The organism is Dysgonomonas sp. 521, assembly GCF_010501055.1.
In the GTDB taxonomy this organism is placed as follows: Bacteria; Bacteroidota; Bacteroidia; order Bacteroidales; family Dysgonomonadaceae; genus Dysgonomonas.
On record NZ_QVMO01000007.1, the window covers coordinates 81,427 to 106,882 of the forward strand.

Sequence of the window (25,456 nt, forward strand, 5' to 3'; positions counted from 1 at the left end):
CAGCCGATACTAAACTATAAGATAAGAGAAACGAATCCATAATGCAGGCACTGATAGATTTCAAGTCATTATTTGTTAAATATTGAGGTTTCGAAATGTAAATATATTAATTTTGCTCTTCTATATAACGTCAAAATATCAAAATATGAGAGCAATAATATCTGTATTTATACTTCTGCTAATGTTTTCCTGCAATCAGGCAGACAAAAAGAAAGGCAATATTGAAGTAAAAGAATTCAAAATGCTGACACAGGAAGAGGTGATCGAAGGATTCGATCTGTACCGGACTATGTCTGTCAACCTGATGATGGATATTCCCGAAGCGACTTATGTAAAGGAAAATGAAGGCCAATACTCCATACTGTATATCCCTAAAAATAAAGAAGCCCTTGAACGTTACAAAGACTTCGATAGAAAGAATAATATAAAGCTGAGTACTGATGCCGCCGGCAATTCATATTACGATGAAGCTACTCAAAAGCAGATAGACCAACTTATCCGCGAAAAGCTGAGTATAAAAGACTTTTGTATTATCGGCCGTTATATTCCTCATCATTTCCTTGCAAAGGATACAGCATCATCCCAACCTGTATACAGTATCATTATCCCTTATGAAATGCAGATTTACAAACTGGATTGCAATGAATGGAAACACCTGCAAAATGCCAAGATACTTGATTTTACAGGCGTAGACCATTATCAGACGCTAAGCACTTACGATGAACTTCTGAAATCAGGGAAAAAAGCAGATTAATAAAGATCTCCTTTTGCAATATCAATAAACAGCTCGGAAAGTTTCCGGCTAACCTCTTCGGCATATCTTTTTCCTTTCTCTGCTGTCGATCTCTTCGGGTTTCCTATCCCTGTATCCCGGGATACCTTTGCCCAGTTGCGGGGAGTCCAGCCAATGCCATCCCTCAGCGAAGCAGCCCTGAAGGGAGTGTATGCCCCGTCTCCTGCAACAGACAGATCCACCAACTCCGGATGGTAATGCATCAGCACGGATGTCTCCATTTCTCCCGCATGGTCATCCTTTTCCTCAAAATAACCGGCCTGCGGAACAATAGCGAACAGGTTGCTTATCACTACCAGAAAATCAGGATAGTCAACCGCCAGATCGCGTATCATATTTTTAAAGCTGTTTCCTCCATGCCCGTTTACAATGATAAGCTTATGTATGCCCTGATAATGCAGTGATGAAACAATATCCGACAAGATAGCCTTTTGCGTTTCATAGCTTGCATGTAAGCAAAATGGTAATTCACGCTGCCCCGGATTTTGCGATCCAAGATGAATAACAGGTAATACCATGCCTTTGACATTCTCTTTTTCGTATGCCTTTATGACCGCATCTACTGACAAATCGTGAGCCAGATAACAATCTGTCATATATGGCAGATGATAATTATGAGGTTCGGTCGCACCCCATGGTTGTACCGCAAAATCGTATTTCTTACCTTTCGTATCGTTATAGATAGCAGATAACATGTCGAATTGTGTGTTCATATCCTTCATTTTTATATGATTTGCAAAGATAAGCAATTAGTTATAGGTTATGAATTTTACGGATCTGTAGTTGAATTATAAGGTATAAGGTACTGTTAAATGTAAAATGTAAAATATTATCTTTGTACCGGAAAAGAGAAAAAGATGAAAGAAAAAATCATAGAATTAAGGAAAATACTCCCTGTACCGATAGGGGAAGCCATACATTTATTAAAAGAGAATGACAATGATATAGAGAAGTGTGTTTACCTATTCATTGCCAAATCTATAAAGGAGATACAGACGCTTACTGGCTGTGACGAAGCTATGGCAAACCAATATTATAAAGCTGAAAAGTATGATTTTAACAGGGCTGTTTCGGCTGTCAGGGAAGCTATTTACGATGCGAATTACATTCCTATAGAAGGCGTAACAAAAGAAAACATTAGCCTGATATTTAAATGGTTAGACATCATCGAAGAGGAAGACTTCGGCAGGGCTTTAGATTTCAGTTACTTAAACGTTGTGCTGGATACAATGCTCCTGATCTCCTCCCTGCAAGAAACGGCTGAAACAGTACAAAAAGCCAAGGACGCCAAGGATATTATCTTTGAAGGATACTCTGATACCGACAGTCTGGACGAGTTTGTACGCCGCCACAAACGCCTCGACGACAGCGAAGAATTTCAGCAGGCTGACCGTATGATTAACCTCAGGCTCACGGTAATAAAAGAAGAACTGATGAGGCATGCCCGGAATTTGTAAAGGCTTTATCTGATAATAAAAGATTATCTGTCTTAATATCTAACTCCTCCCCACCTCTGGTGGTACTCCCCTTCTGTGCGAGGGGAGAGTTCTGTTTTTTACCCTTGGCTAAAACTCCGAACAAACGATGGAAAAGCAGCGACTGTCCCCTTTTGTTAAAGGGGACGAGCGAAGCGGAGGGGTTAGACAAGATATTCATTAGGCATAGACGGATATTCATATAAAAATAAAACGGAGCAGATGTCTTTATCTGCTCCGTTTTCAATATATACTAATAAGATTATTTCGCTATTGCTTTCAGCTTATCATTCTCCTTATCTACCTCAAAGGTAATTGTTCCGCCTTCCTTCACTGCACCCGAAAGTATCAGTTCGGCGATTTCATCTTCTACATAGTTCTGGATAGCACGTTTCAACGGACGGGCTCCAAACTGAACATCGTAACCCTTATCCGCAAGGAAATCTTTCGTTTCCTGACTAAGCTCGATAGTATAACCCAATTCGGACATACGCTTGTAGAAGCCTTTCAGTTCTATATCGATGATCTTCTCTATTGAAGTCTTATCCAACTGGTCGAATGTAATAATGTCATCCACACGGTTCAGGAATTCAGGCGAGAATGTCTTGTTCAAAGCCTTCTGAAGTACACTTCTCGAATATTCCCTGTTGGCAGCCGATTGACGGTTAAACCCGATACCCCCGCCGAAGTCTTTCAACTGGCGCGTACCTACGTTCGACGTCATAATCAGGATTGTATTCTTGAAGTCGATTTTACGCCCCAGGCTATCAGTCAAATGCCCTTCGTCCATTACCTGCAACAATATGTTGTATACATCCGGATGCGCTTTTTCTATCTCGTCAAGCAATACTACAGAATATGGTTTGCGGCGAACTTTTTCGCTCAACAGTCCGCCCTCTTCGTACCCTACATATCCCGGAGGTGCTCCAACCAGGCGCGATACATTGAATTTCTCCATATATTCGCTCATGTCGATGCGGATAAGCGCGTCGGCAGAATCAAAGAGTTGTTCGGCAATCATCTTAGCCAAGTGAGTCTTACCTACCCCGGTAGGCCCAAGGAACATAAATGAACCTATCGGACGGTTAGGGTCTTTCAGGCCGATACGGTTACGCTGTATAGCTTTCACTATTTTGTTTACGGCTTCGTCTTGTCCCACTACGGCAGCTTTCAGGCTGTCTTTCATACCTACAAGTTTCAGGCCTTCCGATTCGCCGATACGCTGTACAGGCACACCTGACATCATAGATACTACCTCGGCAACCATTTCGGCATCCACGGTTTCGGGCTTTTCCTTCAATGAGGCCTTCCAGTCGGTTTCCGCTTTATCCAGTTTAGCCATCAGCTGGCGTTGTGTATCGCGGAAGCTGGCAGCCAGCTCATACTTCTGAGCCTTTACAGCTTCTCCCTTCTGATCTATTATATCTTTCAGTTCAGCTTCGATATCTTCTATTTCCTTCGGTACCTGAATGTTTGCTATATGCATACGCGAACCCGCTTCATCCAGGGCATCAATAGCCTTATCGGGGAAGTTACGGTCTGTAATATACCTGTCGGTCAATTTCACACAGGCCTCGAGCGCACCTTCTGTATATTTTACATTATGGTGCTCTTCGTAACGTTCCTTGATATTATGCAATATCTGCAATGTCTCTTCCGCAGTGGTCGGCTCTACCATTACCTTCTGGAAACGGCGTTCCAAAGCCCCGTCTTTCTCTATATTCTTACGGTATTCATCCAGTGTAGTGGCGCCTATACATTGAATTTCGCCTCTGGCCAAAGCCGGCTTCAGCATATTAGCCGCGTCCAGTGAGCCTGTAGCTCCTCCGGCACCTACGATGGTATGTATTTCGTCTATAAACAAGATAATGTTCGGATTTTTCGACAGCTCGTTCAGGATGGCTTTTATACGTTCCTCAAATTGTCCGCGGTATTTTGTACCTGCTACCACAGAGGCCATATCAAGAGCGATCACACGCTTGTCAAACAATACGCGCGACACTTTCTTTTGCACGATACGTAATGCCAAACCTTCAACTATGGCAGATTTCCCAACGCCCGGTTCTCCTATCAGTATAGGGTTATTCTTCTTACGGCGGCTCAGTATCTGTGCCAAACGTTCTATTTCTTTCTCACGGCCTACAATCGGATCTAGCTTATTCTCCAATGCAGACTTCGTCATATCTATACCGAAGTTGTCGAGCACAGGCGTATCTGTAGCCTGACGGGGTTGCTGTGTACCAACGTTAGAGTTTCCACTGTTCATTGGTTCATCATCCTCATCGTCGTCATCGGTAAAGTCGGCGCCCATACGAGGCGACTGTTTACTATTATTGTGTAATATATCCCCCATACTCTTAATATAGGTAAATGCTCCATTGTAATCCATGTGATATTCTTCCAACAGCATCGCAGTTACATTGTCATGATCTTTGAGAATGGCAAGAAGCAGATGCTCCGAATCAGTTTCCTGACTTTTAGTCAACCTTGCTTCCAATATACTCATTTTCAATATCTTTTCAGTGCTTTTACTTAATACGACCTCGCTGTTTGGGTATGCATCCTCCTGTTGCTTTAATATGTTATTATCAATACTGTCTTTTAATTCAATCAAATCTATACCAAAATCTTTCAATGCCTGTATGGCCAATCCTTCTCCATTGCGGAGTATACCAAGCATCAAATGTTCGGGTGCCAGATAATTGGTTTGAAGACGTCCGGCCTCCTCACGGCTGTAACTCATGATTTTGCGGACTCTCTGTGAAAAATTATTTTCCATAACCACCTTTATTTGATGTTTTATGCGTATGTTACAAATATAAGATTTATTTCTAAAACCTTTTTCAGATAAAATCTTAAATAATTATCTCTTTATATTCAAACAAAAACTATGCCATAATGTTTTAAATTTTGTGTACATTTCAAGTATCCACGATATACAAATCTGATTTACAACCGCTTTAATCAAGCCATGCAGCCCCACTGCCGACATCCGCCCCTGATATGCTATCTGTTATAATGCACTTATATATCCATGCTGAAAAAGTGGCTCTGTTTTGTTTCATATACCAGAACAACTTATCTTCTGACATTGTCAGACTGTACTCATCACAATCTGCGAACCGGACATTATAGCAAATATCTAAGTACATGACAAAATCTTATATCCTGCTGTAGGGGCATCCCCTTGTGGGTGCCCGTAAACGATGACAAGCGGGCAGGGACAAGCCACTGCCCCTACATCGTCTCCAAATCGTGTTTGAATAATTTTTGTCATATACTGCGAGCAAATATATAAATTTAGAGTGGCACTGTCTTTAAGCCTCTGTATTTAATTCTATATAGTTAATGCCAATCAGGATTTGAGAAAAGGCTTGAAAAGCCAAATCTTCATAACCGCGGGTCATCGACCTGCGGAAAAAGGATGAGCAATACCAGCTGTCTGAAAGACAGGACATACTGTGTGTCCTGCCGCTTCGGGCAGGGGGGAGTGTAATTGCCTTGCTCCGTAAGCTACGCTGCGCTTGCATACGGTTATGAAGATTCTGCCTTTCAGGCAGGTGTTGAGCTGCTTTCAACCCTTGATTCGCATAGTTAACAGTTAGTTTGATAATTTTTCCTTTTATAGAAGTCTATGGATATATACAAAATTAGCATATTTAATATCACAATATATTACATTTTGATTACAAAACAATGTGAAATAAATTATTTTGATATACAATTAAAATATTTATATCTTTTTGTTTGTTTTATAAAAAATACACTTTACATTTGTAGTATATTTTTCATGGTATTAGATTTATGGTTAGGAGTGAAGATTGGTTGTCGTGAGACAACCATTCCTATTTTAGAGGGATAAGGTTTATTTAAAATGCCTATCTTTACAACGGATATGAAGGATATTTATAAAACAATTGCCAATACATCCAAAGCTACTTACACCGAGAAACGGAGCAAGTTTATAGCCTATGCCATACCTGTAATATCACCGGAAGAAGCTAAGACAGAAATAGATAAACTTCGTAAGGAATATTATGACGCACGCCATGTATGCTGGGCATATATGCTGGGAGCAGAACGCAAGGAATTCCGCTCAAATGACGACGGAGAACCATCCGGCACAGCAGGGAAACCCATACTCGGACAAATTAACTCAAATGAACTTACAAATATATTAATCGCGGTAGTGCGCTACTTCGGTGGGATAAAGCTAGGTACAAGCGGCCTGATAGTAGCATACAGGGAAGCGGCCGCCGAAGCAATCGGGGAAGCTGAGATAATAGAAAAAACGGTAGACTGCCGCATATCGTTCAGTTTCGAATATCCTTTTATGAACGATGTAATGAAGATAGTAAAGGATCTGGAACCTACTATCCTGCACCAAAGTTACGACATGGACTGCACTATGGCACTGGAAATAAGAAAAGCCCTGTTTGATGAATTAAGAAACAGATTGGAGAAAGTGGAAAGCCTGCTGTTTACAGATAAAGAGTAAGAGAGTGTGTCAAAAGCCTGTCGCTCCGTGCCTGACACGGAATCCCCCTGAAGTCAAACTTGATTATAAGGAGATTGCAGATCAAGCCCGCAATGACAATTACTCTTTTTTACTTTTGACACATCCTCCTATCTTATATCATCTAAGAAACTGTTTAAATTTTATACGAATATTTTATTATATCTTTTTCTTCGTTCATTTTTAGTCTGTTTTCGGCTGTTTTTTCCTTTCTATCAACTCAAATAGCCCGCTATTATCGTTTCAAGGAAGAAAAAAAGCATCTCTAAAACAGCTCTAAAAATTTAAACGAATAAAATTTAAACAGTTTCTTATTTTAATCTTTCAACCTGCGGAAATTCGCATCGAAGTTTGCCCTGTCAAACATTTCGTACCAGGGCCGGGTAGGGGTATAACCCTCATCATCCCACAATGTACTTGTAATCATCAGATCGGCACTGTAACGATTGCAGGCGATGGGCACATTGTGTACACGGCACTGGCGAAGCAACATCATTATGTCAGCTTCGTGCGGTTGCGGATTCAGGTCGTCAATCAGGAAAACCGCCATATCTACTTCATGGCGTACAACCATAGCGGCAATCTCCGCATCGCCTCCTAACGGCCCTGAATTCATACGGGTAATTTCAGCTTCAATCCCTTTTTCTTCAAAGGCTTCTTTGATGAGTGTTCCGGTAGTTCCGGTACAAACCAAATGATGTGTTGACAAAAAGTCCGAATTATAATAACACCATTCTACCATATCCGCCTTGCGGTGATCGTGTGCCACGAGGGCTATTGTCAGTTTTTTATTCATAACCATAGTTTTATGTATTTACACAAAGATAGGACTTTTATGTTCCATTTCGATGAAGAATCGATTAAACTTATAAAAACAAAAAGGAGATACCCGGGGTACCTCCTCTCACTATCTGATTATCTTTTATTAATTTCTTCCGCCTTTGCGCCATACTGTGCTGTAATACCCTTCCGACAGTGAGCTTACGATTACACTCTTCTTTATAGAGGCATGAATAAACTTACCATCGCCCAAATACACACCTACATGGTTTATATATTTCTTTTTGAATGTGGAGAAGAAAACCATATCACCCGGAAGTAAATCATCTTTACTTGTAATGGATTCTTTCACATTCTTCGCTATTGTGGTACTAACCCTGTCTAATTGCTGGCCAAAGACATTCTTATATATTATATTGGTAAAGCCAGAACAGTCTACTGCCGCACGGCTCATCCCTCCTCTGCGGTAACGTGTACCCAGCCAGTCGGCAGCTTCGCGATACAAATCCAGATTATTAGGATTCTTAATTGACACGCCCAAAACAGATGACAACTCCTGCATCTCTTTCTGCTCTATCATCCTTTGCTTCATTATTTCCATTGATATGGCGGCGTCAGCACCTGCATCAGCCAGCAACACCTCCGAACTGGAAACATTATATGAATGATCTTCAAGCACCTTGTCGAAACGCGGCAACGAAACAGTCTCTCCCGTTTCGGTTACCATATCGATATTTTCTGCTGATTGTACCACGGTCACAGACTTTGGAGCATGTGATGTACTGGTCTTTGATTTTTTCTTACCTGTTGTTTTCGATTTCTTAGGTGTAGTTGCCGAGATTGGCGTGAAAGCCATGGAACACATTAATAAAAATGACGATATTCCTAATATTCTTTTTGGTATTGACATGCAGTTTTATTTTTAAGCCGGATAAAAATAAATAATTCGGCCTAATAAAAGATCATTACCGCTAATCTTTTATAATATTTTAAGTTCTAAGTAACTATTTTGGACGCCCGCCTTTTTTCCATGTACGGTCATAATAACCTTCGTCTAAATGACTGACGATAACACCTCTAGAGGTTGAAGCATGAATAAAGCACCCGTCTTTGAGATAAATACCTACATGGCTGATTTTATTTTTTTCGGATGACGTTGCAAAAAAGACCAGGTCACCTGCCTGCAATTTTTTCTTAGAAATATTCTTCATCGCCATCTTAGAAAGGTAAGTTGTAGAACGGGGTATCGTTTTCTTATACACCTCCTGATAGATAATGTATGTGAAACCTGAACAATCCACTCCGTTTTTTGATAAACCTGCATATACGTATGGAACCCCCAACCATTGGGATACTTCGGCATATAAGTGCATATTGAGGTCATCGTCCTTATCGATGTTACTTAACTCAATACCCAGTTTTGTAGAAAGCTCGGCTACCTCCTTAGGGTCGTACAACAAAACTCCTTGAGGCTTTTGAACACCACAAGAAGATACAAATAAGAGTATCAATACGGAAACAGGAATATACCTGATAAGGAATCTAAGCATAGATATCATTCGTTGTTTGCTTAAAGATATAAATTATAAAAGAAAAAAGCGGCTTTCGTTTCCGAAAAACCGCCTTTTGCATATAATAAAAAGATTAATTAACAAGATTCCATCTTATTTCTTAGTACCGGCAAAAGTAATAGGAAGAGTCATTCCGGTTAGGTCCTGAATTTCTGTTACAACAATAGACAGAGACATTGCACCATTAGAACTAACAGTACCATCAACCTTTACTTTTGCTGTTTTTTTTCCACCTAAAAGAGCTACATCAACTTCAATATCTTCATTTTTCGAAGTTAATGTATAGGTATTTCCTGATTTGGTTATTGATACAGATTTTACGTCAATCCCTGTTACAGTTCCGATATTAGGTATATCCAAACTGGCCACAGACATTTTAACTGTATTATCATTTACTTTAGATAAAACAATGTTATTTGATATAGGCTCACTAGTTAAACCTGTGATATTCAACTCACCTGAATAGGTTCCTGCTATTTGTTGTGCAACACTCTCATCATCATCGTCATCACTACATGCAGTAAAAGACAGACCTAATGTGAAAACAAGCATTAATAGATAAATAAGTTTCTTGTTCATAACTAACATTTTTTAATTAATAAGTTAAAGTCTCCTCTATTATTGGACGCGTAAAGATACATTACTTAATATCTTTCCATCTATTTTCCATGCGAAATTCTTTAACAAATAACTATATTTAACAAATTCTTAACTTCTCAAAAAATCGTCTATATGTTGTGCTGTCTTACGTCCTGAGGCTATGCTGGTTACCACTAACGATTGTCCGCTGACACAGTCACCCGCACCGAATACTTTGGCTACAGTTGTTGCACGATTTGCATCAGTTACCACATTATGACGGGTATCATCGGTCTTTATATCCAGTTCTTTCAACAGACCTTCTTGTATAGGATGCACAAAGCCAAGAGCCAGGAATACAAGGTCTACTTTATGAATTTCGGGTTTGCCAACTTCTTTCATTATGTGCTTGCCATTTTCGTCCTGTTCCCAGGCTACCTCTACCAACTCTACGGCAGTCAGCTTACCATCCTCACCTATAAAGCGTTTTGTATTCAGAGACCAGCGACGCTCGCAACCTTCGAGATGTGACGAAGAAGTTTTCAGTACAACCGGAAACGGTGTAGGCCACGGATTTTCTATATCTTCCAACCTGGCAGGCTTCGGTAATATCTCTATTTGCAGAATACTGGCTGCCCCCTGACGGTTAGCAGTACCGATACAATCGGAACCGGTATCACCACCACCGATAACAAGTACATTCTTACCTTTTGCATCTATTATCTGCTCTGCCGCAACAGGCTCTTTTGCAATCAGTTTATTCTGAGCAGTAAGGTACTCCATTGCATAATACACACCTTTCAGTTCACGGCCTTCTACAGGCAGGTTACGAGGCACCTGTGAGCCGATGGCCACACAGACTGCGTCATAGTCCTTCAGTATATCTTGACCTTTTACATCTTTCCCTATCTCTGTATTTACTACAAATTTCACACCTTCAGCTTCCATCAGCTTCAGGCGGCGGTCGATAATATTCTTATTCAGCTTGAAATCAGGTATACCAAAACGAAGCAAGCCGCCGATATGTGAACTTTTCTCATAAACGGTGACATCATGTCCTTTCTGGTTCAGTTGGTTGGCAACGGCCAACCCCGAAGGGCCTGAACCGATTACAGCTACCCTCTTCCCTGTACGGTGTGCTGGTACTTTGGGCTGAATAAAACCTTCGCTAAAGGCATGCTCCAAAGCAGAAGCTTCGTTCTCGCGGATGGTAACAGGTGCACGATGAATGGACAACACACATGATTTTTCGCACGGAGCAGGGCAAATACGCCCTGTAAATTCCGGAAAATCATTTGTCTGCATCAATACTTCCGCTGCCAGTTTCCAGTTACCTTTATAAATATATTCCTGCCATTCAGGCATCTTATTTCCAAGCGGGCACCCCCAATGACAAAAAGGAATACCACAATCCATACAGCGCGAAGCCTGTTCACGCCTGTCTTCACTATTTAGAGTTTGTTCAACTTCACCAAAATCGAGAATGCGCTCCTGTACCGGACGGTATCCCGCGTCTTTTCTCTTTACTGTTAAAAATGCTTTTGGATTTCCCATTTTCTTATAAATTGCAACCCCTCCCGACCTCCCCAAGGGGAGGAGACACGAAGCGTATTTGTATAATGTATTATAATCTTTATGGCTTTGCCTTAAGCCTCCCCCTTTGGGGAGGTTGGAGGGGCCTAATAATCAAATTCTACCTGTGCGATCTTCTTCTTGATCGCTTCCAGTTTTTCATCCTGCAATACCTTTTTGTATTCGATAGGAGTCACTTTCATAAATTTCTCCACTTCGGCATTCCAGTTATCGAGAATACGTTTTGCCAGAGGACTATTGGTATAGTTATAATGATTCGTAATCAACTGGCGAAGCTCGCGGCTGTCGTATGTATCTTCTATCAATGTCAGTTCCACCATCTGCATATTGCAATAGTAATCGAAATCGTCATCTATATTATACACATAAGCCACACCGCCACTCATACCCGCAGCAAAGTTACGTCCGGTCTTACCCAAAACCACAGTGCGTCCGCCTGTCATATATTCGCAGCAATGGTCTCCTGCTCCTTCCACAACAGCAATCGCACCACTGTTTCTCACGCAGAAGCGCTCTCCTACCCGTCCGTTGATATATATTTCACCGGAAGTAGCACCATATAATAAAGTGTTACCTGCTATGATATTCTCTTCGGGTTTAAAGGTTGATGTTGCAGGGGGAACGATAATAATTTTACCACCGGATAGTCCTTTACCTACATAGTCGTTTGCATCACCTTCCAGTTTGAACGTTACGCCATGAGCAAGAAATGCACCGAAACTCTGTCCGGCAGAGCCACTGAACGTACATTGTATTGTATCGGCAGGCAATCCGTCATTCCCATATTTCTTGGCTATTTCGCCGGATAGCATAGCGCCTACGGTACGGTTTGTATTCTTTATTACTTTCGACATCACTACAGGCATAGCCTTATCGATAGCCATACGCGAAGTAGTAATCAACGACAGGTCAAGTATATCATCCAGTTTATGTTCCTGGTCTTTTACCTTATGTGTTGCATTTTCTTTTGCTTCAACAGGGAAATATATCAAGCGGGATAAGTCAATCTTCTCCACTTTCTTATTAGCATCGCTCTTTACATACTTCAGCAAATCGGCACGGCCTACAACCTCATCCAGTGACTTTACACCTAACGAAGCCAGATGCTCACGTACTTCTTCTGCAAGGAAATTGAAATAGTTAATCAGGTATTCGCTGCGTCCCATGAATTTCTTTCTCAACTCTTCATTCTGAGTGGCAACGCCTACAGGACAAGTATTCAGATGGCATTTACGCATCATTATACAACCAAGCACAATCAGTGCACTTGTAGCAAAACCAAATTCCTCAGCTCCGAGCATCGCCGCAACAATTATATCATGTCCTGTCTTTAATTGTCCATCTGTTTGCAGATATACCTGACCACGAAGACCATTCAATACAAGCGTCTGTTGTACTTCTGCCAGACCTATCTCCAACGGCAAACCGGCATGCTTGATAGAGCTGGCAGGGCTTGCGCCTGTACCTCCTTCGCATCCGCTGATAACGATACGGTCAGCTTTGGCTTTGGCTACTCCGGCAGCAATGGTTCCCACACCACTCTCAGAAACCAATTTCACACTGATTTGTGCCTTCGGGTTTACATTCTTAAGGTCGAAAATCAGTTGAGCCAAGTCCTCGATAGAGTAAATATCATGGTGGGGCGGTGGCGAAATCAAAGATATCCCCGGTATAGAGTGACGCGTTTTTGCAATAATCTTATCTACCTTAAATCCGGGAAGCTGCCCGCCTTCACCCGGTTTTGCACCCTGGGCTATCTTAATCTGTAGTTCGTCTGCATTTACCAGATATTCGGCAGTAACACCAAAACGACCCGATGCCACCTGCTTGATAGAAGAACGTGCATTGGTTGCAAATCGCTCAGGCAATTCACCTCCTTCTCCTGTATTGCTCTTTCCTCCGATGGCATTCATAGCCACGGCCATAGCCTCATGCGCTTCGCGACTGATAGAACCGAATGACATGGCTCCTGTTACAAACCGCTTCATGATAGCAGATGCAGGCTCAACTTCGGATATATCTATCTGTTTCTTAGCCGGGTCGAAGTCAAGGAAGTCACGTAAGAAAATCTTTTCAGGTTTCTTATCTATCGATTCGGTATATTCTTTAAACTTCTTATAACTGCCCAAACGTGTAGACATTTGCAGCTTCATTATCGTCTCAGGATTCCAAGCATGGTATTCTCCATTTCGACGCCATGCATAAATGCCCTGACTAACCAGTGAAGGGTCTACAAAGTCGTCTTCGAACGCTTCATAAAATGCCTCAATAGTATCACTGGCAATGTCATTGATATCAATCCCTTCTATCTTCGAAGTAGTTCCTTTAAAGTATTTATTGATAACCCCTGTACTAATTCCTATAGCTTCGAATATCTGGGCACCGATATAACTTTTCAGTGTAGAGATACCCATTTTGGACATGGTCTTGAGCAAACCTTTGTTTATAGACTTCACATAGTTTTTCATCGCTGTATGGAAGTCGAGATGAATATCTCCTTTCTTTACAAGGTCTTCTATTACAGCCAGTGCAAGATATGGATTCACAGCATTTGCTCCATAGCCGAACAGCAGGGCAAAGTGCATTACCTCGCGAGGCTCTGCCGATTCCACCACAATATCTATCTGCATACGCTTACGGCGTTCTATCAGGTAATGATGAACCGCTGAAACAGCTAATAATGAAGGTATAGCTGCATTATCAGGATTTACCCCTCTGTCGCTGAGCACAATATAGTTACTGCCGTTATCTACTGCTTTTTCCGCATTGCGGCACATTTCATCTATTGCTTTTTCAAGTCCCGCACCACCTTGTTTCGGGTCGAACAGCATTGGGATAACCTCAGCTTTAAAGCCCTTATAACCAAGGTGTACTAATAAGTCCAGTTCCCTGTTAGACAGGAAAGGGTTGGAAAGGCCTACCATTTTGGTATGTTCCGGCATTGGCTCTAAGATATTTTTGTGCAGTGAACCGATATATCCCGCAAGAGACATCACCAGTTCTTCACGAATCGGGTCGATAGGCGGATTAGTCACCTGTGCAAATAACTGCCGGAAGTATGTAAACAGGCGTTGTGGCTTGTTTGACAATACAGCTACAGGCGTATCATTCCCCATAGAGGCAGTAGGCTCTTTGCCTTCGGCTGCCATCGGGGTAATTATCTTTTCAATATCTTCCTTGTAGTATCCGAAAACCTTTAGCAGTTTAGAATAATCATCCACACTATATTTTGGGGTACGGCCGGAAGAAATATCATCCAGTGAAATACGGTTCTTCGAGAGCCATTCACGATATGGATATGCTTTTGCCAGATTTTCTTTCAGTTCGGCATCATATTGTATTGTACCCGTTTCGGTATCTACCATCAGCATTTTACCCGGACGAAGACGACCTTTTTCTTTTATTTCGGAAGGCTCGAATGGTAATACACCCATTTCGGAAGCTACTACCATTACATCATTGTGTGTCATCAGATAACGAGCAGGGCGCAAGCCGTTACGGTCAAGTAATCCGCCTGCATAGCGTCCATCTGAGAACAACAGGGTGGCAGGGCCATCCCACGGTTCCATAAAGAGGCTATGGTATTCATAAAAAGCTTTCAAATCGCCAGATATCGGATTCTTGTCATTCCACGATTCGGGAACCATCATTGCCATAGCATGCGGCAGTGATTTACCCGACATAACAAGGAATTCCAATACATTGTCGAACGATGCGCTGTCACTCATGTGAGGCTGCACTATCGGCCACAAGTCACTAATATTTCCGAGAAGGTCGGATTTGAGTACACTCTCGCGGGCTTCCATCCACAAACGGTTTCCTTTAATCGTGTTGATTTCACCATTGTGTGCCACCATACGGAATGGATGTGCCAAATCCCATGTAGGGAACGTATTGGTACTAAAACGTGAGTGTACCAGAGCAATCGCACTTGTCAGATGGGGATTCAACAAATCAGGGTAATAGTGCCTCAACTGTTCGGAGGACAACATACCTTTATATATAATGCGCTTGGTTGACAAACTGACAATATAAAATGCGCGTTTGGTATCTAAAGAAAATACCTTCGAGTTGAATATTTCCTTTTCAATCTTTTTGCGAAGCAGATACAGCTTATGTTCCAGCTCGTCCTGAGAAATACCTTCTTCACCCACTACAAATATCTGTTTGATATGGGGCTCGTTAGAGCTTGCCATCTCGCCCAGTATTTCACTATTGACAGGAACATCGCGTACAGCTAAAAGCTTTAATCCTTCTTTGTCAATATATTGGGTTAATGTTATCATACAGGATTCTTGTTCGGCCTCTCCTTTAGGTAGAAAGACCAATCCTGTTCCGTAATGCCCTTTCTCAGGGACTGGTATCCCTTGCAGTAGTATAAACTCGTGCGGTATCTGCAACATAATACCGGCACCATCACCGGTTTTATTATCGGCGTTCTCTGCTCCACGGTGAGTCATATTCTCCAAAACACGGAGACCATTCTCAACGATGGCATGTGATTTAGCACCCTTCATATGAAGCACCATACCTACTCCGCATGCGTCGTGTTCGTAGTTTGGGTCATATAGTCCGTGCTGGATTGCTGATTTTAAATCTTGCATAATTTATAGTTGATATAGTTGAAAGAATTTTCGGGTTCTATCCTAATCTAATTAGATGACAAATGTACTAATTTTCATCAATTAAATTTTCTTTTTGATTAAAAAAATCACTTTTTTAATAAAATATCTATCATTAATCGATTTTATTTAACAAAAGAATAAAAACAATAAAACAAAATATAAATATTGACAAATATCCTTATTGTATGTACTTTTACATAACAAAAGATTGAAATTATGGTTCATATACGCAAGGCTCAGTTGAGCGATATAAAAGAGATACAGTCGCTACTGAGTCAATTAGGATATAGCAGACCGGCTGAATTATGTCAATCAGTAGTTGATAAGTTAAATCTTCAATTCCATTAGTCGTTTTACATACGCTTCGCTCCTGTGAACGTTGTTTGTCGTGACTCGGCATAACATAAAATAAATTTTAGTTCTGCTCTCGCTACTTAAAACGTTCTTTCATTTTTTACATAAAGGCTATCCTAGGCTAAATACTTTAGCCGTAGCTCGCTACTGCCGCGCCCTCCCGGGCTTGTCCCTTCTTTTGGCATTGCCCAAAAGAAGGCAAAAGGCTAGTGCTTTGTCCCTCGGCGACCCACCAACGGCTTGCCGGCTAAACGGGACGAAACTCGCCTTCGGCTCGGACAACATCCCGTTTCACGCCGCCTGCACCGGGTGGGTACCCCGCCTGCGGAACTGATGCACGGAGTCGCGACGCAACGTCAAGACAGAGGCTAGACCCTATCAATCAGGCGTCAGCAAGCGCCGTCAGCAAGCGTACGGGGTACCCACCCGGTGCAGGCGGCGTAGAATGAAGTGCGGGCGCTCTTAAGCAAGATTTCCCAATCTGTAGAATGATGAATCCATTATCACTTCATTCAGCTGGCAAACCGTTGGTGGGTCGTACAGCGAAGCGGGGCGCAATGCTTTTTTGCTTACTTTTGGAGCTTTGGCCAAAAGTAAGGCAAGCAATCTGTGATTGCGCGCAGATAGAAAAGAACACATAATTTAAACAAAACGAAATACTGATTCAGGAGCAAAGGCATAGGAAAAACAATGGAAGAATACTGCACCCAAATAGCTAAAAAATCCCAGCCTCAATCAGAAGCCGGGATTCTCTCTTATATAATGTTCAATTATCGTATAAACAATAATTCCCTGTATTTAGCCAACGGCCACATTTCGTTATCCACTATCAGCTCAAGCTTATCCACATGGTAGCGGATCTCATCTAAGTAAGGAGCCACATTGTCATGATAAGCCACGGCCTTTTCGCGTTCGCTTTCGATATTATTCGCAGCCTTACGGGCGTCTATCATTTCATGGACTTTAGCGTTTACTGCGTTTACATGGGTCGAAACCTTCTCTATCAGGCGGATTTGCTCGGCGCCCAATGTTTTGTAGTCGTCAGTTATTTCCTTCAATTTAGAGACGTTTGTCAACAGGATAGACTGATAAGTAATTGCTACCGGAATAATATGGTTCAGAGCCAAATCTCCTAACACACGCGATTCTATCTGAATTTTCTTGGTGTACATTTCCCATTTCACTTCGTTACGCGCATGCAGTTCCACTTCGGACAGAATGCCTGCAAAGGTCTTGATACTTTGTTTCGAAGTATAAGCGTCGTATATAACGGGTACACTTGTTTCACAATCCAGCTTACGTTTCTTCGCTTCGGCTTTCCATTCTTCGCTGTAACCGTTTCCATTGAAACGGATCGGGCGGGATTCTTTAATATATTTCTTCAATATTTCATAAAGGGCTTCTTCTTTCGATTTGCCCTTCTTTATCAATCCGTCCACTTCTTCTTTAAACAATCTCAGTTGTTCCGCTACTGATGCGTTCAATGCCGTCATAGCAGAAGCACAGTTGGCAGAAGAACCTACGGCGCGGAACTCGAAACGGTTTCCTGTAAATGCAAACGGAGATGTACGGTTACGGTCGGTATTATCCAGAAGTATTTCAGGAATCTGACCTACACCCAGACTGATCTGTTTTTTGCTGTCAACTACGATTGCATCCTTTACTGAGCTTTTTTCAAACTTATCGAGAATATCGCTTACCTGCGTGCCAAGGAATACGGAGATAATCGCGGGAGGCGCCTCATTCGCCCCAAGGCGGTGCGCATTGGTAGCAGATGAGATAGAAGCCTTCAACAAGCCGTTATTTTTATGTACGGCAGCCAGAATATTTACTACGAAAGTGATGAAACGAAGGTTTTCTACCTTGTCTTTACCCGGAGATAATAAGTTGATACCGGTATCTGTACTCAGCGACCAGTTGTTGTGCTTACCCGAACCGTTGATCCCTTTAAATGGTTTTTCGTGGTACAATACGCGGAAAGAATGCTTACGCGCCACCCTGTCCATTACCGACATTACCAAAAGATTGTGGTCTACCGCCAGATTACACTCTTCATATATTGGCGCCAACTCAAACTGGTTTGGAGCCACCTCGTTGTGACGTGTTTTTACCGGAATACCCAAAGAATATGATTCATACTCGAGTTCTTCCATAAATTTTTGCACACGCTCTGGAATAGCGCCGAAGTAGTGGTCTTCCAATTGCTGGTTTTTCGCGCTCTCGTGGCTCATCAGGGTTCTTCCTGTCAGCGCCAAATCGGGACGCGCCATAAACAGGTCTTCGTCCACAAGGAAATATTCCTGTTCCCAACCCAGGTTGGATTGTACCTTCTGCACATCCTTATTGAAATAGTGCACAACGCCTGTAGCTGCTTTATCCACCGCGGCAAGGGCTTTCAACAATGGAGTTTTGTAGTCGAGCGCTTCTCCTGTGTAAGAGATAAAGATAGTTGGGATACACAACGTATCGCCCACAATAAAAGCAGGGGAAGAAGGATCCCAGGCCGAATATCCGCGCGCCTCGAATGTGTTGCGAAGACCTCCGGACGGAAAACTTGAAGCGTCAGGCTCCTGCTGTGCCAGCAGTTTTCCTTCAAACTCTTCGATCAATCCGCCATTTCCATCATGCTCGACAAAGGCATCATGTTTTTCGGCAGTACCATCCGTCAACGGATGGAACCAGTGTGTATAATGGGTCACACCGTTTTCGAGAGCCCACATACGCATACCCGCAGCAACATGTTCCGCCAGATTACGATTTACAGACTGACCTTTCTCGATGGCATCATTAAGCGCTTTAAAAGTTTCTTTCGAAAGGTACTTGGTCATCGCTTTGCGATTGAATACCTTTTCGCCATAGTACTCAGATGTCTTACTAGCCGGTTTCTTTACCTCAAGAGGCTTTCGCTCTGAGGCTAACGCTACTGCTTTAAAACGTAACTTTGTCATAGATTTGCTTTTATTGAGTTTTTAATATATTTTAAATTGAAATCTTTTTTAAACGACTAATTGCTTCTTTTGTATTTTCCAATGTACCGAACGCCGTCAACCTCAAATATCCTTCGCCACTAGGACCGAAACCTACGCCCGGAGTACCTACGATATTCAGGTCATTCAACAGGTAATCGAAGAACCCCCACGAAGTCATTCCCTCAGGGGTCTTTACCCAGATATAGGGAGAATTTACACCTCCGTAAACCTGAAGCCCTTCGGCTGACAGCCCTTCACGGATAATCTTCGCGTTAGCCATATAGTAATCGATAATCCCTTTTATCTGTTTCTTTCCTTCGGCAGAGAAGCAGGCTTCGGCTGCACGCTGGATAATATACGGTACACCATTAAATTTAGTTGTATGCCGCCTGTTCCATAATTTATTCAGAGAAACTCTTTCTCCGGATTTAGTATATCCCACCAATGCCTTAGGAACGACAGTATAAGCGCAACGTGTTCCGGTAAATCCGGCTGTCTTGGAGAAGCTGCGGAATTCTATAGCAACTTCTTTCGCGCCTTCTATCTCGTATATGCTGTGAGGCACATCACTTTCTGCGATAAATTCTTTATAAGCGCCATCGAACAATATCAGCACTTTATTCTTGAGGGCATAATCGACCCATACTTTCAGCTGATCCTTTGTCAAAGTTGTTCCTGTCGGATTGTTTGGATAGCACAGGTATACAATATCCACCTTTTCGGTTGGCAACGAAGGTACGAAATCATTCTCTGCCGTACATGGGATATATACCAATTTGCTCCATTTGCCGTTTGCCAGCAATTCCCCCGCGCGTCCCGCCATCGCGTTTGTATCCACATACACAGGGTAGACAGGGTCTGTTATGGCCACTATATTATCCAGTCCGAGTATATCGCCGATATTACCTGTATCGCTTTTCGAACCATCGCTCACGAATATTTCGGACGCTGAGATATCCAGCCCCCGTGTTTTATAATCATTTTCGATAATCGTATCCAACAGGAAATCATATCCTTGTTCCGGTCCGTAACCTCTGAATGTAGACGCATCCGCCATTTCATTCACGGCTTTATGCAGGGCTTCTATTATTGCAGGTGGCAATGGCTTGGTTACGTCTCCAATGCCCAGTCGTATAATATTCGCGTCAGGATGGGCGGCCTTAAATTCGTTTACTTTTCGCGCAATATCCGAGAATAAATAGCTACCCGGGAGCTTTGTATAATTTTCGTTTATAAATGCCATATATCTTTTAATGTACTAAGAGCCTGTTTAAATTTTAGCGAAAATTTTTATTACAGGTTCAGGTCAATAGTTCTTAGCAATTTTTTTATGCTCTTTTTACCGTATTTTTGGCTCCGCCGATTTTCAATTCCCTTTTTACTCTTGGTTTAGCCCGCTAAACCGGCTAGCAAAAATGATAAAATACATCTAAAAATAGCTATAAAAAAGATTTGCTATAAAATTTAAACAGTTTCTAATGAGATAATATGCCGATGTGCCAATGCAACATTACCCATTTTTATCTTACGATTTTTAATTCTTATTCATTTCTAATTGTCCAATTGGCATATTGGCACATTAGTCAATTGAAAACTCCCCTTCGAAAACCGTAACGGCCTCTCCGGTCATATATACATGATTATTCTCGCGGTTCCACTCTATCTCCAAGTCGCCGCCAAGCAGATGGATGGTTACTTTACGGCCGCACAGGCCATTCAGCACAGCAGCCACAGCGGCAGCGCATGCACCTGTACCACATGCCAGAGTCTCCCCTGCCCCCCGTTCCCACACACGCATATTCAATGTATGGCGGTCTACTACTTCAATAAACTCCGTATTCGTTTTGCGAGGGAAAACAGGATGTTTCTCAAACTTAGGCCCGATAACGGGTAAATCCAATTCTTTTATACCTGTAGTAAAAACAACAGCATGCGGATTCCCCATCGATACGCAGGACATTTCCCATATTTCACCATCAATATCCAATGGATAGTTAAGAACAGGTTCTTCGTCAACCTTTACAGGAATCAAGGCCGGATCGAGGATAGGCTCGCCCATATCCACCGTTACCCTACGCGCCTTTTTATCCCCGTCGAGCAATGATATATATTTTACACCGGCTTTTGTTTCCAGCGCAATTTCCGTTTTTACCGTCAATCCGTTATCATACACATACTTGCCTACACAGCGTGAGGCATTTCCACACATTTCGGCTTCAGAACCGTCAGAATTGAACATCTGCATCCTGAAGTCACTAGTCGCCGATGGTAATATCAGTACCAAACCGTCCGACCCTATACCAAAATGACGATTACTCAACCGCACTGCCAGTTGGGAAGGATTTTCTATTGTCTGGGACAGCCCATCCATATAGATATAATCATTACCGGCACCCTGCATTTTGGTAAATTTCAAATTCTTCATTCTCTATTTTCGATGTATATTTTAGATTCTCTTACTATATTTATATTTACGATGCAAATTTCATACAAATTATTCGTTTTTGCAAGAATTTTATAACATTTTTTCATTTTTAATAAAATAAAAAATCTTTTTGACTTATTTACGCTTTAAAAATAAAACATAAAGACACTCCGAAAGTTCAAATGATTTACAAATGACATATTTAGATTTAATATACCAACTCTTTATTTTATTTAACGACGTTTTTACATCAAAATATCTCTTATACCCAATAGTTTAAAACTATATATCAGAAAACACCTGAAACAAAAAAAGTTGCCATTAACGGGCAACCTTTCCTATCTGTACTACAATTCCATATCTGCTTTATTTATCATACGCCTCTTCGTGGACAGCCTTTACGGCACGCCCCGAAGGGTCGACCCTGTTCTTGAACGATGCATCCCACTCCAAGGCGGTAGCCGTACTACATGCCACCGACGGTACAGAAGGCACCGTATGTGCCGCGGATGCCGAAGGAAAATGTTCCTCAAACATTGTGCGGTACCAGTACTCCTCTTTCGACATAGGCGGATTTATCGGGAAACGCTCCGAGGCGTGCATCATCTGCTTGTCCGAAACTTTCTTCTCAGCCATTTCACGCAGTGAATCTATCCAGTTGTAGCCTACCCCGTCCGAGAACTGTTCTTTTTGCCTCCATGCAACACTTTCAGGCAGATAATCTTCAAAAGCCTTCCGGAGGATATACTTTTCTATCTTTCCGTTACCACACATTTTATCACGGGGATTGAGGCGCATGGCAACATCCATAAATTCCTTGTCCAGAAAAGGCACGCGCCCCTCTACACCCCATGCGGCCAACGACTTATTCGCACGCAGGCAGTCATACAGATGCAACCTGTCCAGCTTGCGGACAGTCTCCTCATGAAACGCTTTTGCATCCGGCGCCTTATGGAAATACAAATACCCGCCGAACAGCTCATCCGAGCCTTCGCCCGAAAGCACCATCTTTACCCCCATCGACTTAATAAAACGTGCCAACAGGTACATAGGCGTTGAAGCCCTGACGGTGGTAACATCATACGTTTCGATATGGTAAATCACATCACTAAGGGCGTCCAACGCTTCTTCTACCGTAAAATGAATCTCATGATGTACCGTTCCTATATATTCAGACACTTTCCTTGCAGCCATCAGATCAGGCGAACCTTTCAGCCCGACAGCAAAGGAGTGCAGTTGAGGCCACCATGCTTCGGTTCTGTTATCATCTTCTATCCTGCGGGCGGCATACCGCTTTGCGATAGCGGAGATAATAGACGAATCCAACCCGCCCGAAAGAAGAACGCCATAAGGCACATCCGACATCAGCTGGCGATGCACGGCTGCCTCTAAAGCCGCCCTTAACCCATCTATATCCGACTTGTTCTCTTTTACGTTATCATATTCCATCCAGTCGCGCTTATACCAGCGCTGCAGCCCATTCCCCCCGGCGCTGCAAAGGTAATGACCCGGCAAAAATTCGCTTACATTGGGACAAACACCCTCCAGCGCTTTCAGTTCACTGGCGACATAAAATTGCCCGCGATCGTCATATCCCATATACAAGGAGATAACCCCCATGTGGTCGCGACCGATAAGGCATATATCTTTTTCCACATCATACAGGGCAAAAGCAAATATCCCGTTCAGCTCTTCGAACAGCTCCACACCTTTGTCCTGATATAAAGCAAGAATAACTTCACAATCGGAATGTGTAAGGAATTCATAGCCGGGATAACGGCTTCTGATTTCTTTATGGTTATATATTTCCCCGTTGACAGCCAATATCAAATTTCCATCTTTACTATAAAGCGGTTGCTTACCTGTGTCTACCCCTACAATGGACAGACGCTCATGCGCAAGGATGGATTTTTCGCCACAATATATACCAGACCAGTCCGGCCCGCGATGACGAATCTTCTTTGCCATACGGAGCACCTGCCCCCGTAAGGCATCCACACTTTGTGTTAAGTCAAAAACACCTACAAATCCACACATATTTTCATTTCTAATAATTTCACAAATTGGTATAGTCCGGCAAATATATATCATTTTATTCAAATAAAAAATATTAACAATACTTTTTGATAGATATATAGTTATTTTAATTTCAAAATGACAAGAATAAAATATTTTGATTAAAATTTCGTTCTATTTGTACCAAAATCTTAGAGCCTGTTTAGTTCCTATGTTTGTATTTGAATTACGGCGATAGCAAATATGCATAAGCCCACGAGTATTATTATATTTGAGTTTGATTATAATAACATAATAATATTTAGAGCTTATGCAAGAACAAATTAACAAATTAAGTTTCAAAGGACAAAGCATTTATGCGGGCATTGATGTACATTTACGGAGTTGGTCAGTGACGATTTTGAGCGAACATAATCACCACAAGACGTTTACTCAACCTGCGGATCCGACAAGGCTGGCAGCTTATTTACATACTCACTTTCCGGGTGGTACTTATTATTCTGTTTATGAGGCAGGCTTTAGTGGTTTCTGGACACATTTCAGATTGGAATCTATGGGAATAAAAAATATAGTTGTAAATGCCGCAGATGTTGCCAGCACTCAGAAAGAGAAGCTGCAAAAAGACGATGCTGTGGATAGCCGGAAATTAGCACGGGAACTCCGTTCAGGAGATTTGTCTGGTATTCATGTTCCATGTATATCGACACTAGAAGATCGTTCTTTAGTGAGAACCCGTTCGGCTTTGGTCAAAGATATGAGTCGTTTTAAGCAACGTATAAAATCACATTTATACTTTTATGGCGTTCGATTTCCTGACCAATTTGAGAAAAGCGGAACTCATTGGAGCAAACGATTTATGAAATGGCTCAAGGAAGATATATGCCATAGAGATGGCTGTGGGAAGCATGCTCTTGAAATATTAATAGCAGAAGCAGAGCAACAGCGGAAACTTTTGTTGGAGGTAACCCGCAAAGTCCGTTCTCTTTCAAACGATGCTAAATATGCGGATAAGATAAGGTTGTTGAGGACTATTCCGGGAATTGGTTTTATCACCTCTATCTCTCTTTTGACAGAGTTTGAAAATATTAACCGCTTTCATAATACCGACCATTTGGCAGCTTATGTAGGCCTTGTCCCTAACAGGCATACATCAGGGGAGAAAGAAAATGTGGGAGAAATGACTTTCCGCGGGCATCGCCTGCTTCGCAGTTATCTGATTGAGAGTGCTTGGTTTGCTGCAAGGCTGGATCCGGCTTTGAGTCTTTGTTTCAATACCTGTTGTAGACGAATGGAATCAAACAAGGCCATTGTGAAGATTGCCAGGAAATTGTTGAATCGCATCTATTATGTATTGAAGAATGAAAAAGAATATGTGTGCTCGGTGGTTAAATGAGTCCTTGAAAACAATCAATATACTAAAGTGACCGGTAACAGTTTCTTGCAGCTATTTGTCTGCTTTTCTTAGAATACGGCACTTAAACCTATAAAACTGAAAAGGAAAATGTAGCGAACTGCTTTTAATTGTTTGTCTACTGATAGAAGGTTGTTTTCATAGGATACTTACGGAAAAGAAAAACATCAAAAAACGATGGGTTTTCTTAGCCATGAAGCGATATCAGTAACAAATAAAGGACAGCTAAAATTGCCATCCTTTATCAATATGTTACTGCGTAACGCAGGAAGTGTATTGCTGACAAGTTGCTCCCCAGCAGAGCCTGTTTCCTCTTCAACTTCCTGATACAAATGTAGTTGTTTTTATG

At 42.0% G+C, this 25,456-nt stretch carries 19 protein-coding genes; 4 read left to right on the forward strand and 15 right to left on the reverse strand.

The window, feature by feature from the left end:
- Positions 1 to 145: 145 nt before the first annotated feature.
- Positions 146 to 754: a hypothetical protein gene (locus tag D0T84_RS03840; protein WP_163306212.1), complete on the forward strand. Its 609-nt coding sequence runs from the start codon at positions 146 to 148 to the stop codon at positions 752 to 754.
- On the opposite strand, the gene D0T84_RS03845 is transcribed toward D0T84_RS03840, so the two are convergent.
- Positions 751 to 1,506, reverse strand: coding sequence for a creatininase family protein (locus tag D0T84_RS03845; protein WP_163306214.1), 756 nt, complete (start codon positions 1,504 to 1,506; stop codon positions 751 to 753). The two genes, D0T84_RS03840 and D0T84_RS03845, sit on opposite strands and share 4 nt — an antisense overlap.
- 144 nt (positions 1,507 to 1,650) lie before the next feature.
- Here D0T84_RS03845 and D0T84_RS03850 point away from each other — a divergent pair, with 144 nt between their 5' ends.
- Positions 1,651 to 2,250, forward strand: a complete 600-nt coding sequence (locus D0T84_RS03850; RefSeq protein WP_163306216.1) for a hypothetical protein — start codon at positions 1,651 to 1,653, stop codon at positions 2,248 to 2,250.
- Between the two features lie 280 nt (positions 2,251 to 2,530).
- On the opposite strand, the gene D0T84_RS03855 is transcribed toward D0T84_RS03850, so the two are convergent.
- From D0T84_RS03855 to D0T84_RS22785, 3 genes are all read right to left on the reverse strand, one after another.
- Entirely contained in the window at positions 2,531 to 5,047 is a 2,517-nt protein-coding gene (locus tag D0T84_RS03855; protein WP_163306218.1) for an ATP-dependent Clp protease ATP-binding subunit, read from the reverse strand.
- 181 nt (positions 5,048 to 5,228) lie between these two features.
- A complete protein-coding gene (locus tag D0T84_RS03860) occupies positions 5,229 to 5,420 on the reverse strand; it encodes a hypothetical protein (RefSeq protein WP_163306220.1) in 192 nt (63 codons plus the stop codon).
- Complete coding sequence (locus D0T84_RS22785; protein WP_255495167.1) at positions 5,411 to 5,545, reverse strand: hypothetical protein; 135 nt, start codon at positions 5,543 to 5,545, stop codon at positions 5,411 to 5,413. The genes D0T84_RS03860 and D0T84_RS22785 overlap by 10 nt, the downstream gene beginning before the upstream one ends.
- A 618-nt stretch (positions 5,546 to 6,163) precedes the next feature.
- On the opposite strand from D0T84_RS22785, the gene D0T84_RS03865 reads away from it, so the two are divergent.
- Positions 6,164 to 6,766 carry a YigZ family protein gene (locus tag D0T84_RS03865; RefSeq protein WP_163306272.1) on the forward strand — a complete coding sequence of 201 codons (603 nt, stop codon included), beginning with the start codon at positions 6,164 to 6,166 and terminating at the stop codon, positions 6,764 to 6,766.
- A gap of 334 nt (positions 6,767 to 7,100) precedes the next feature.
- Here the strand turns inward: D0T84_RS03865 and D0T84_RS03870 are convergent, their stop codons facing one another.
- The 11 genes from D0T84_RS03870 to asnB all read right to left on the reverse strand — a co-directional run bounded on the left by D0T84_RS03870 (position 7,101) and on the right by asnB (position 23,717).
- A complete protein-coding gene (locus tag D0T84_RS03870; protein ID WP_163306222.1) occupies positions 7,101 to 7,580 on the reverse strand; it encodes a methylglyoxal synthase in 480 nt (159 codons plus the stop codon).
- Between the two features lie 129 nt (positions 7,581 to 7,709).
- Entirely contained in the window at positions 7,710 to 8,474 is a 765-nt protein-coding gene (locus tag D0T84_RS03875) for a C40 family peptidase (protein WP_163306223.1), read from the reverse strand.
- 94 nt (positions 8,475 to 8,568) lie between these two features.
- The gene (locus tag D0T84_RS03880; protein ID WP_255495170.1) at positions 8,569 to 9,123 is read right to left on the reverse strand and encodes a C40 family peptidase; all 555 of its coding nucleotides are present in this window, start codon (positions 9,121 to 9,123) and stop codon (positions 8,569 to 8,571) included.
- 105 nt (positions 9,124 to 9,228) lie between these two features.
- A complete protein-coding gene (locus D0T84_RS03885; protein WP_163306225.1) occupies positions 9,229 to 9,714 on the reverse strand; it encodes a calycin-like domain-containing protein in 486 nt (161 codons plus the stop codon).
- A 129-nt stretch (positions 9,715 to 9,843) separates the two neighbouring features.
- Positions 9,844 to 11,268 (reverse strand): glutamate synthase subunit beta, encoded by a 1,425-nt coding sequence (locus tag D0T84_RS03890; RefSeq protein ID WP_163306226.1) that lies wholly within the window; start codon positions 11,266 to 11,268, stop codon positions 9,844 to 9,846.
- Positions 11,269 to 11,393: 125 nt separating this feature from the next.
- Complete coding sequence (gltB, locus tag D0T84_RS03895; RefSeq protein WP_163306227.1) at positions 11,394 to 15,911, reverse strand: glutamate synthase large subunit; 4,518 nt, start codon at positions 15,909 to 15,911, stop codon at positions 11,394 to 11,396.
- An 837-nt stretch (positions 15,912 to 16,748) separates the two neighbouring features.
- The gene (locus D0T84_RS03900) at positions 16,749 to 16,925 is read right to left on the reverse strand and encodes a hypothetical protein (RefSeq protein ID WP_163306229.1); all 177 of its coding nucleotides are present in this window, start codon (positions 16,923 to 16,925) and stop codon (positions 16,749 to 16,751) included.
- A 131-nt stretch (positions 16,926 to 17,056) separates the two neighbouring features.
- Entirely contained in the window at positions 17,057 to 19,234 is a 2,178-nt protein-coding gene (locus tag D0T84_RS03905) for a glutamine synthetase III (protein WP_163306231.1), read from the reverse strand.
- Between the two features lie 31 nt (positions 19,235 to 19,265).
- Complete coding sequence (locus D0T84_RS03910) at positions 19,266 to 20,498, reverse strand: LL-diaminopimelate aminotransferase (protein WP_163306234.1); 1,233 nt, start codon at positions 20,496 to 20,498, stop codon at positions 19,266 to 19,268.
- Between the two features lie 336 nt (positions 20,499 to 20,834).
- Positions 20,835 to 21,680 carry a diaminopimelate epimerase gene (gene dapF, locus D0T84_RS03915; protein WP_163306236.1) on the reverse strand — a complete coding sequence of 282 codons (846 nt, stop codon included), beginning with the start codon at positions 21,678 to 21,680 and terminating at the stop codon, positions 20,835 to 20,837.
- 366 nt (positions 21,681 to 22,046) lie between these two features.
- Positions 22,047 to 23,717: an asparagine synthase B gene (gene asnB, locus D0T84_RS03920; protein ID WP_163306238.1), complete on the reverse strand. Its 1,671-nt coding sequence runs from the start codon at positions 23,715 to 23,717 to the stop codon at positions 22,047 to 22,049.
- A 289-nt stretch (positions 23,718 to 24,006) separates the two neighbouring features.
- On the opposite strand from asnB, the gene D0T84_RS03925 reads away from it, so the two are divergent.
- On the forward strand, positions 24,007 to 25,089 hold the full coding sequence (locus D0T84_RS03925) for an IS110 family transposase (protein WP_163306240.1): 1,083 nt from the start codon (positions 24,007 to 24,009) through the stop codon (positions 25,087 to 25,089).
- Positions 25,090 to 25,456: the final 367 nt, after the last annotated feature.

Bases quoted from the DNA above. Each gene is read 5' to 3' on its own strand.
- D0T84_RS03875 (WP_163306223.1), bottom strand. From the start codon at position 8,474: ATGTCAATACCAAAAAGAATATTAGGAATATCGTCATTTTTATTAATG.
- D0T84_RS03900 (WP_163306229.1), bottom strand. From the start codon at position 16,925: ATGTGTTCTTTTCTATCTGCGCGCAATCACAGATTGCTTGCCTTACTT.
- D0T84_RS03860 (WP_163306220.1), bottom strand. From the start codon at position 5,420: ATGTACTTAGATATTTGCTATAATGTCCGGTTCGCAGATTGTGATGAG.
- D0T84_RS03840 (WP_163306212.1), top strand. From the start codon at position 146: ATGAGAGCAATAATATCTGTATTTATACTTCTGCTAATGTTTTCCTGC.
- D0T84_RS03870 (WP_163306222.1), bottom strand. From the start codon at position 7,580: ATGAATAAAAAACTGACAATAGCCCTCGTGGCACACGATCACCGCAAG.
- D0T84_RS03850 (WP_163306216.1), top strand. From the start codon at position 1,651: ATGAAAGAAAAAATCATAGAATTAAGGAAAATACTCCCTGTACCGATA.
- D0T84_RS03910 (WP_163306234.1), bottom strand. From the start codon at position 20,498: ATGGCATTTATAAACGAAAATTATACAAAGCTCCCGGGTAGCTATTTA.
- D0T84_RS03880 (WP_255495170.1), bottom strand. From the start codon at position 9,123: ATGATATCTATGCTTAGATTCCTTATCAGGTATATTCCTGTTTCCGTA.
- gltB (WP_163306227.1), bottom strand. From the start codon at position 15,911: ATGCAAGATTTAAAATCAGCAATCCAGCACGGACTATATGACCCAAAC.
- D0T84_RS03855 (WP_163306218.1), bottom strand. From the start codon at position 5,047: ATGGAAAATAATTTTTCACAGAGAGTCCGCAAAATCATGAGTTACAGC.
- D0T84_RS03925 (WP_163306240.1), top strand. From the start codon at position 24,007: ATGCAAGAACAAATTAACAAATTAAGTTTCAAAGGACAAAGCATTTAT.
- D0T84_RS03845 (WP_163306214.1), bottom strand. From the start codon at position 1,506: ATGAACACACAATTCGACATGTTATCTGCTATCTATAACGATACGAAA.
- D0T84_RS03890 (WP_163306226.1), bottom strand. From the start codon at position 11,268: ATGGGAAATCCAAAAGCATTTTTAACAGTAAAGAGAAAAGACGCGGGA.
- asnB (WP_163306238.1), bottom strand. From the start codon at position 23,717: ATGTGTGGATTTGTAGGTGTTTTTGACTTAACACAAAGTGTGGATGCC.
- D0T84_RS03885 (WP_163306225.1), bottom strand. From the start codon at position 9,714: ATGAACAAGAAACTTATTTATCTATTAATGCTTGTTTTCACATTAGGT.
- D0T84_RS03905 (WP_163306231.1), bottom strand. From the start codon at position 19,234: ATGACAAAGTTACGTTTTAAAGCAGTAGCGTTAGCCTCAGAGCGAAAG.
- D0T84_RS03865 (WP_163306272.1), top strand. From the start codon at position 6,164: ATGAAGGATATTTATAAAACAATTGCCAATACATCCAAAGCTACTTAC.
- D0T84_RS22785 (WP_255495167.1), bottom strand. From the start codon at position 5,545: ATGACAAAAATTATTCAAACACGATTTGGAGACGATGTAGGGGCAGTG.
- dapF (WP_163306236.1), bottom strand. From the start codon at position 21,680: ATGAAGAATTTGAAATTTACCAAAATGCAGGGTGCCGGTAATGATTAT.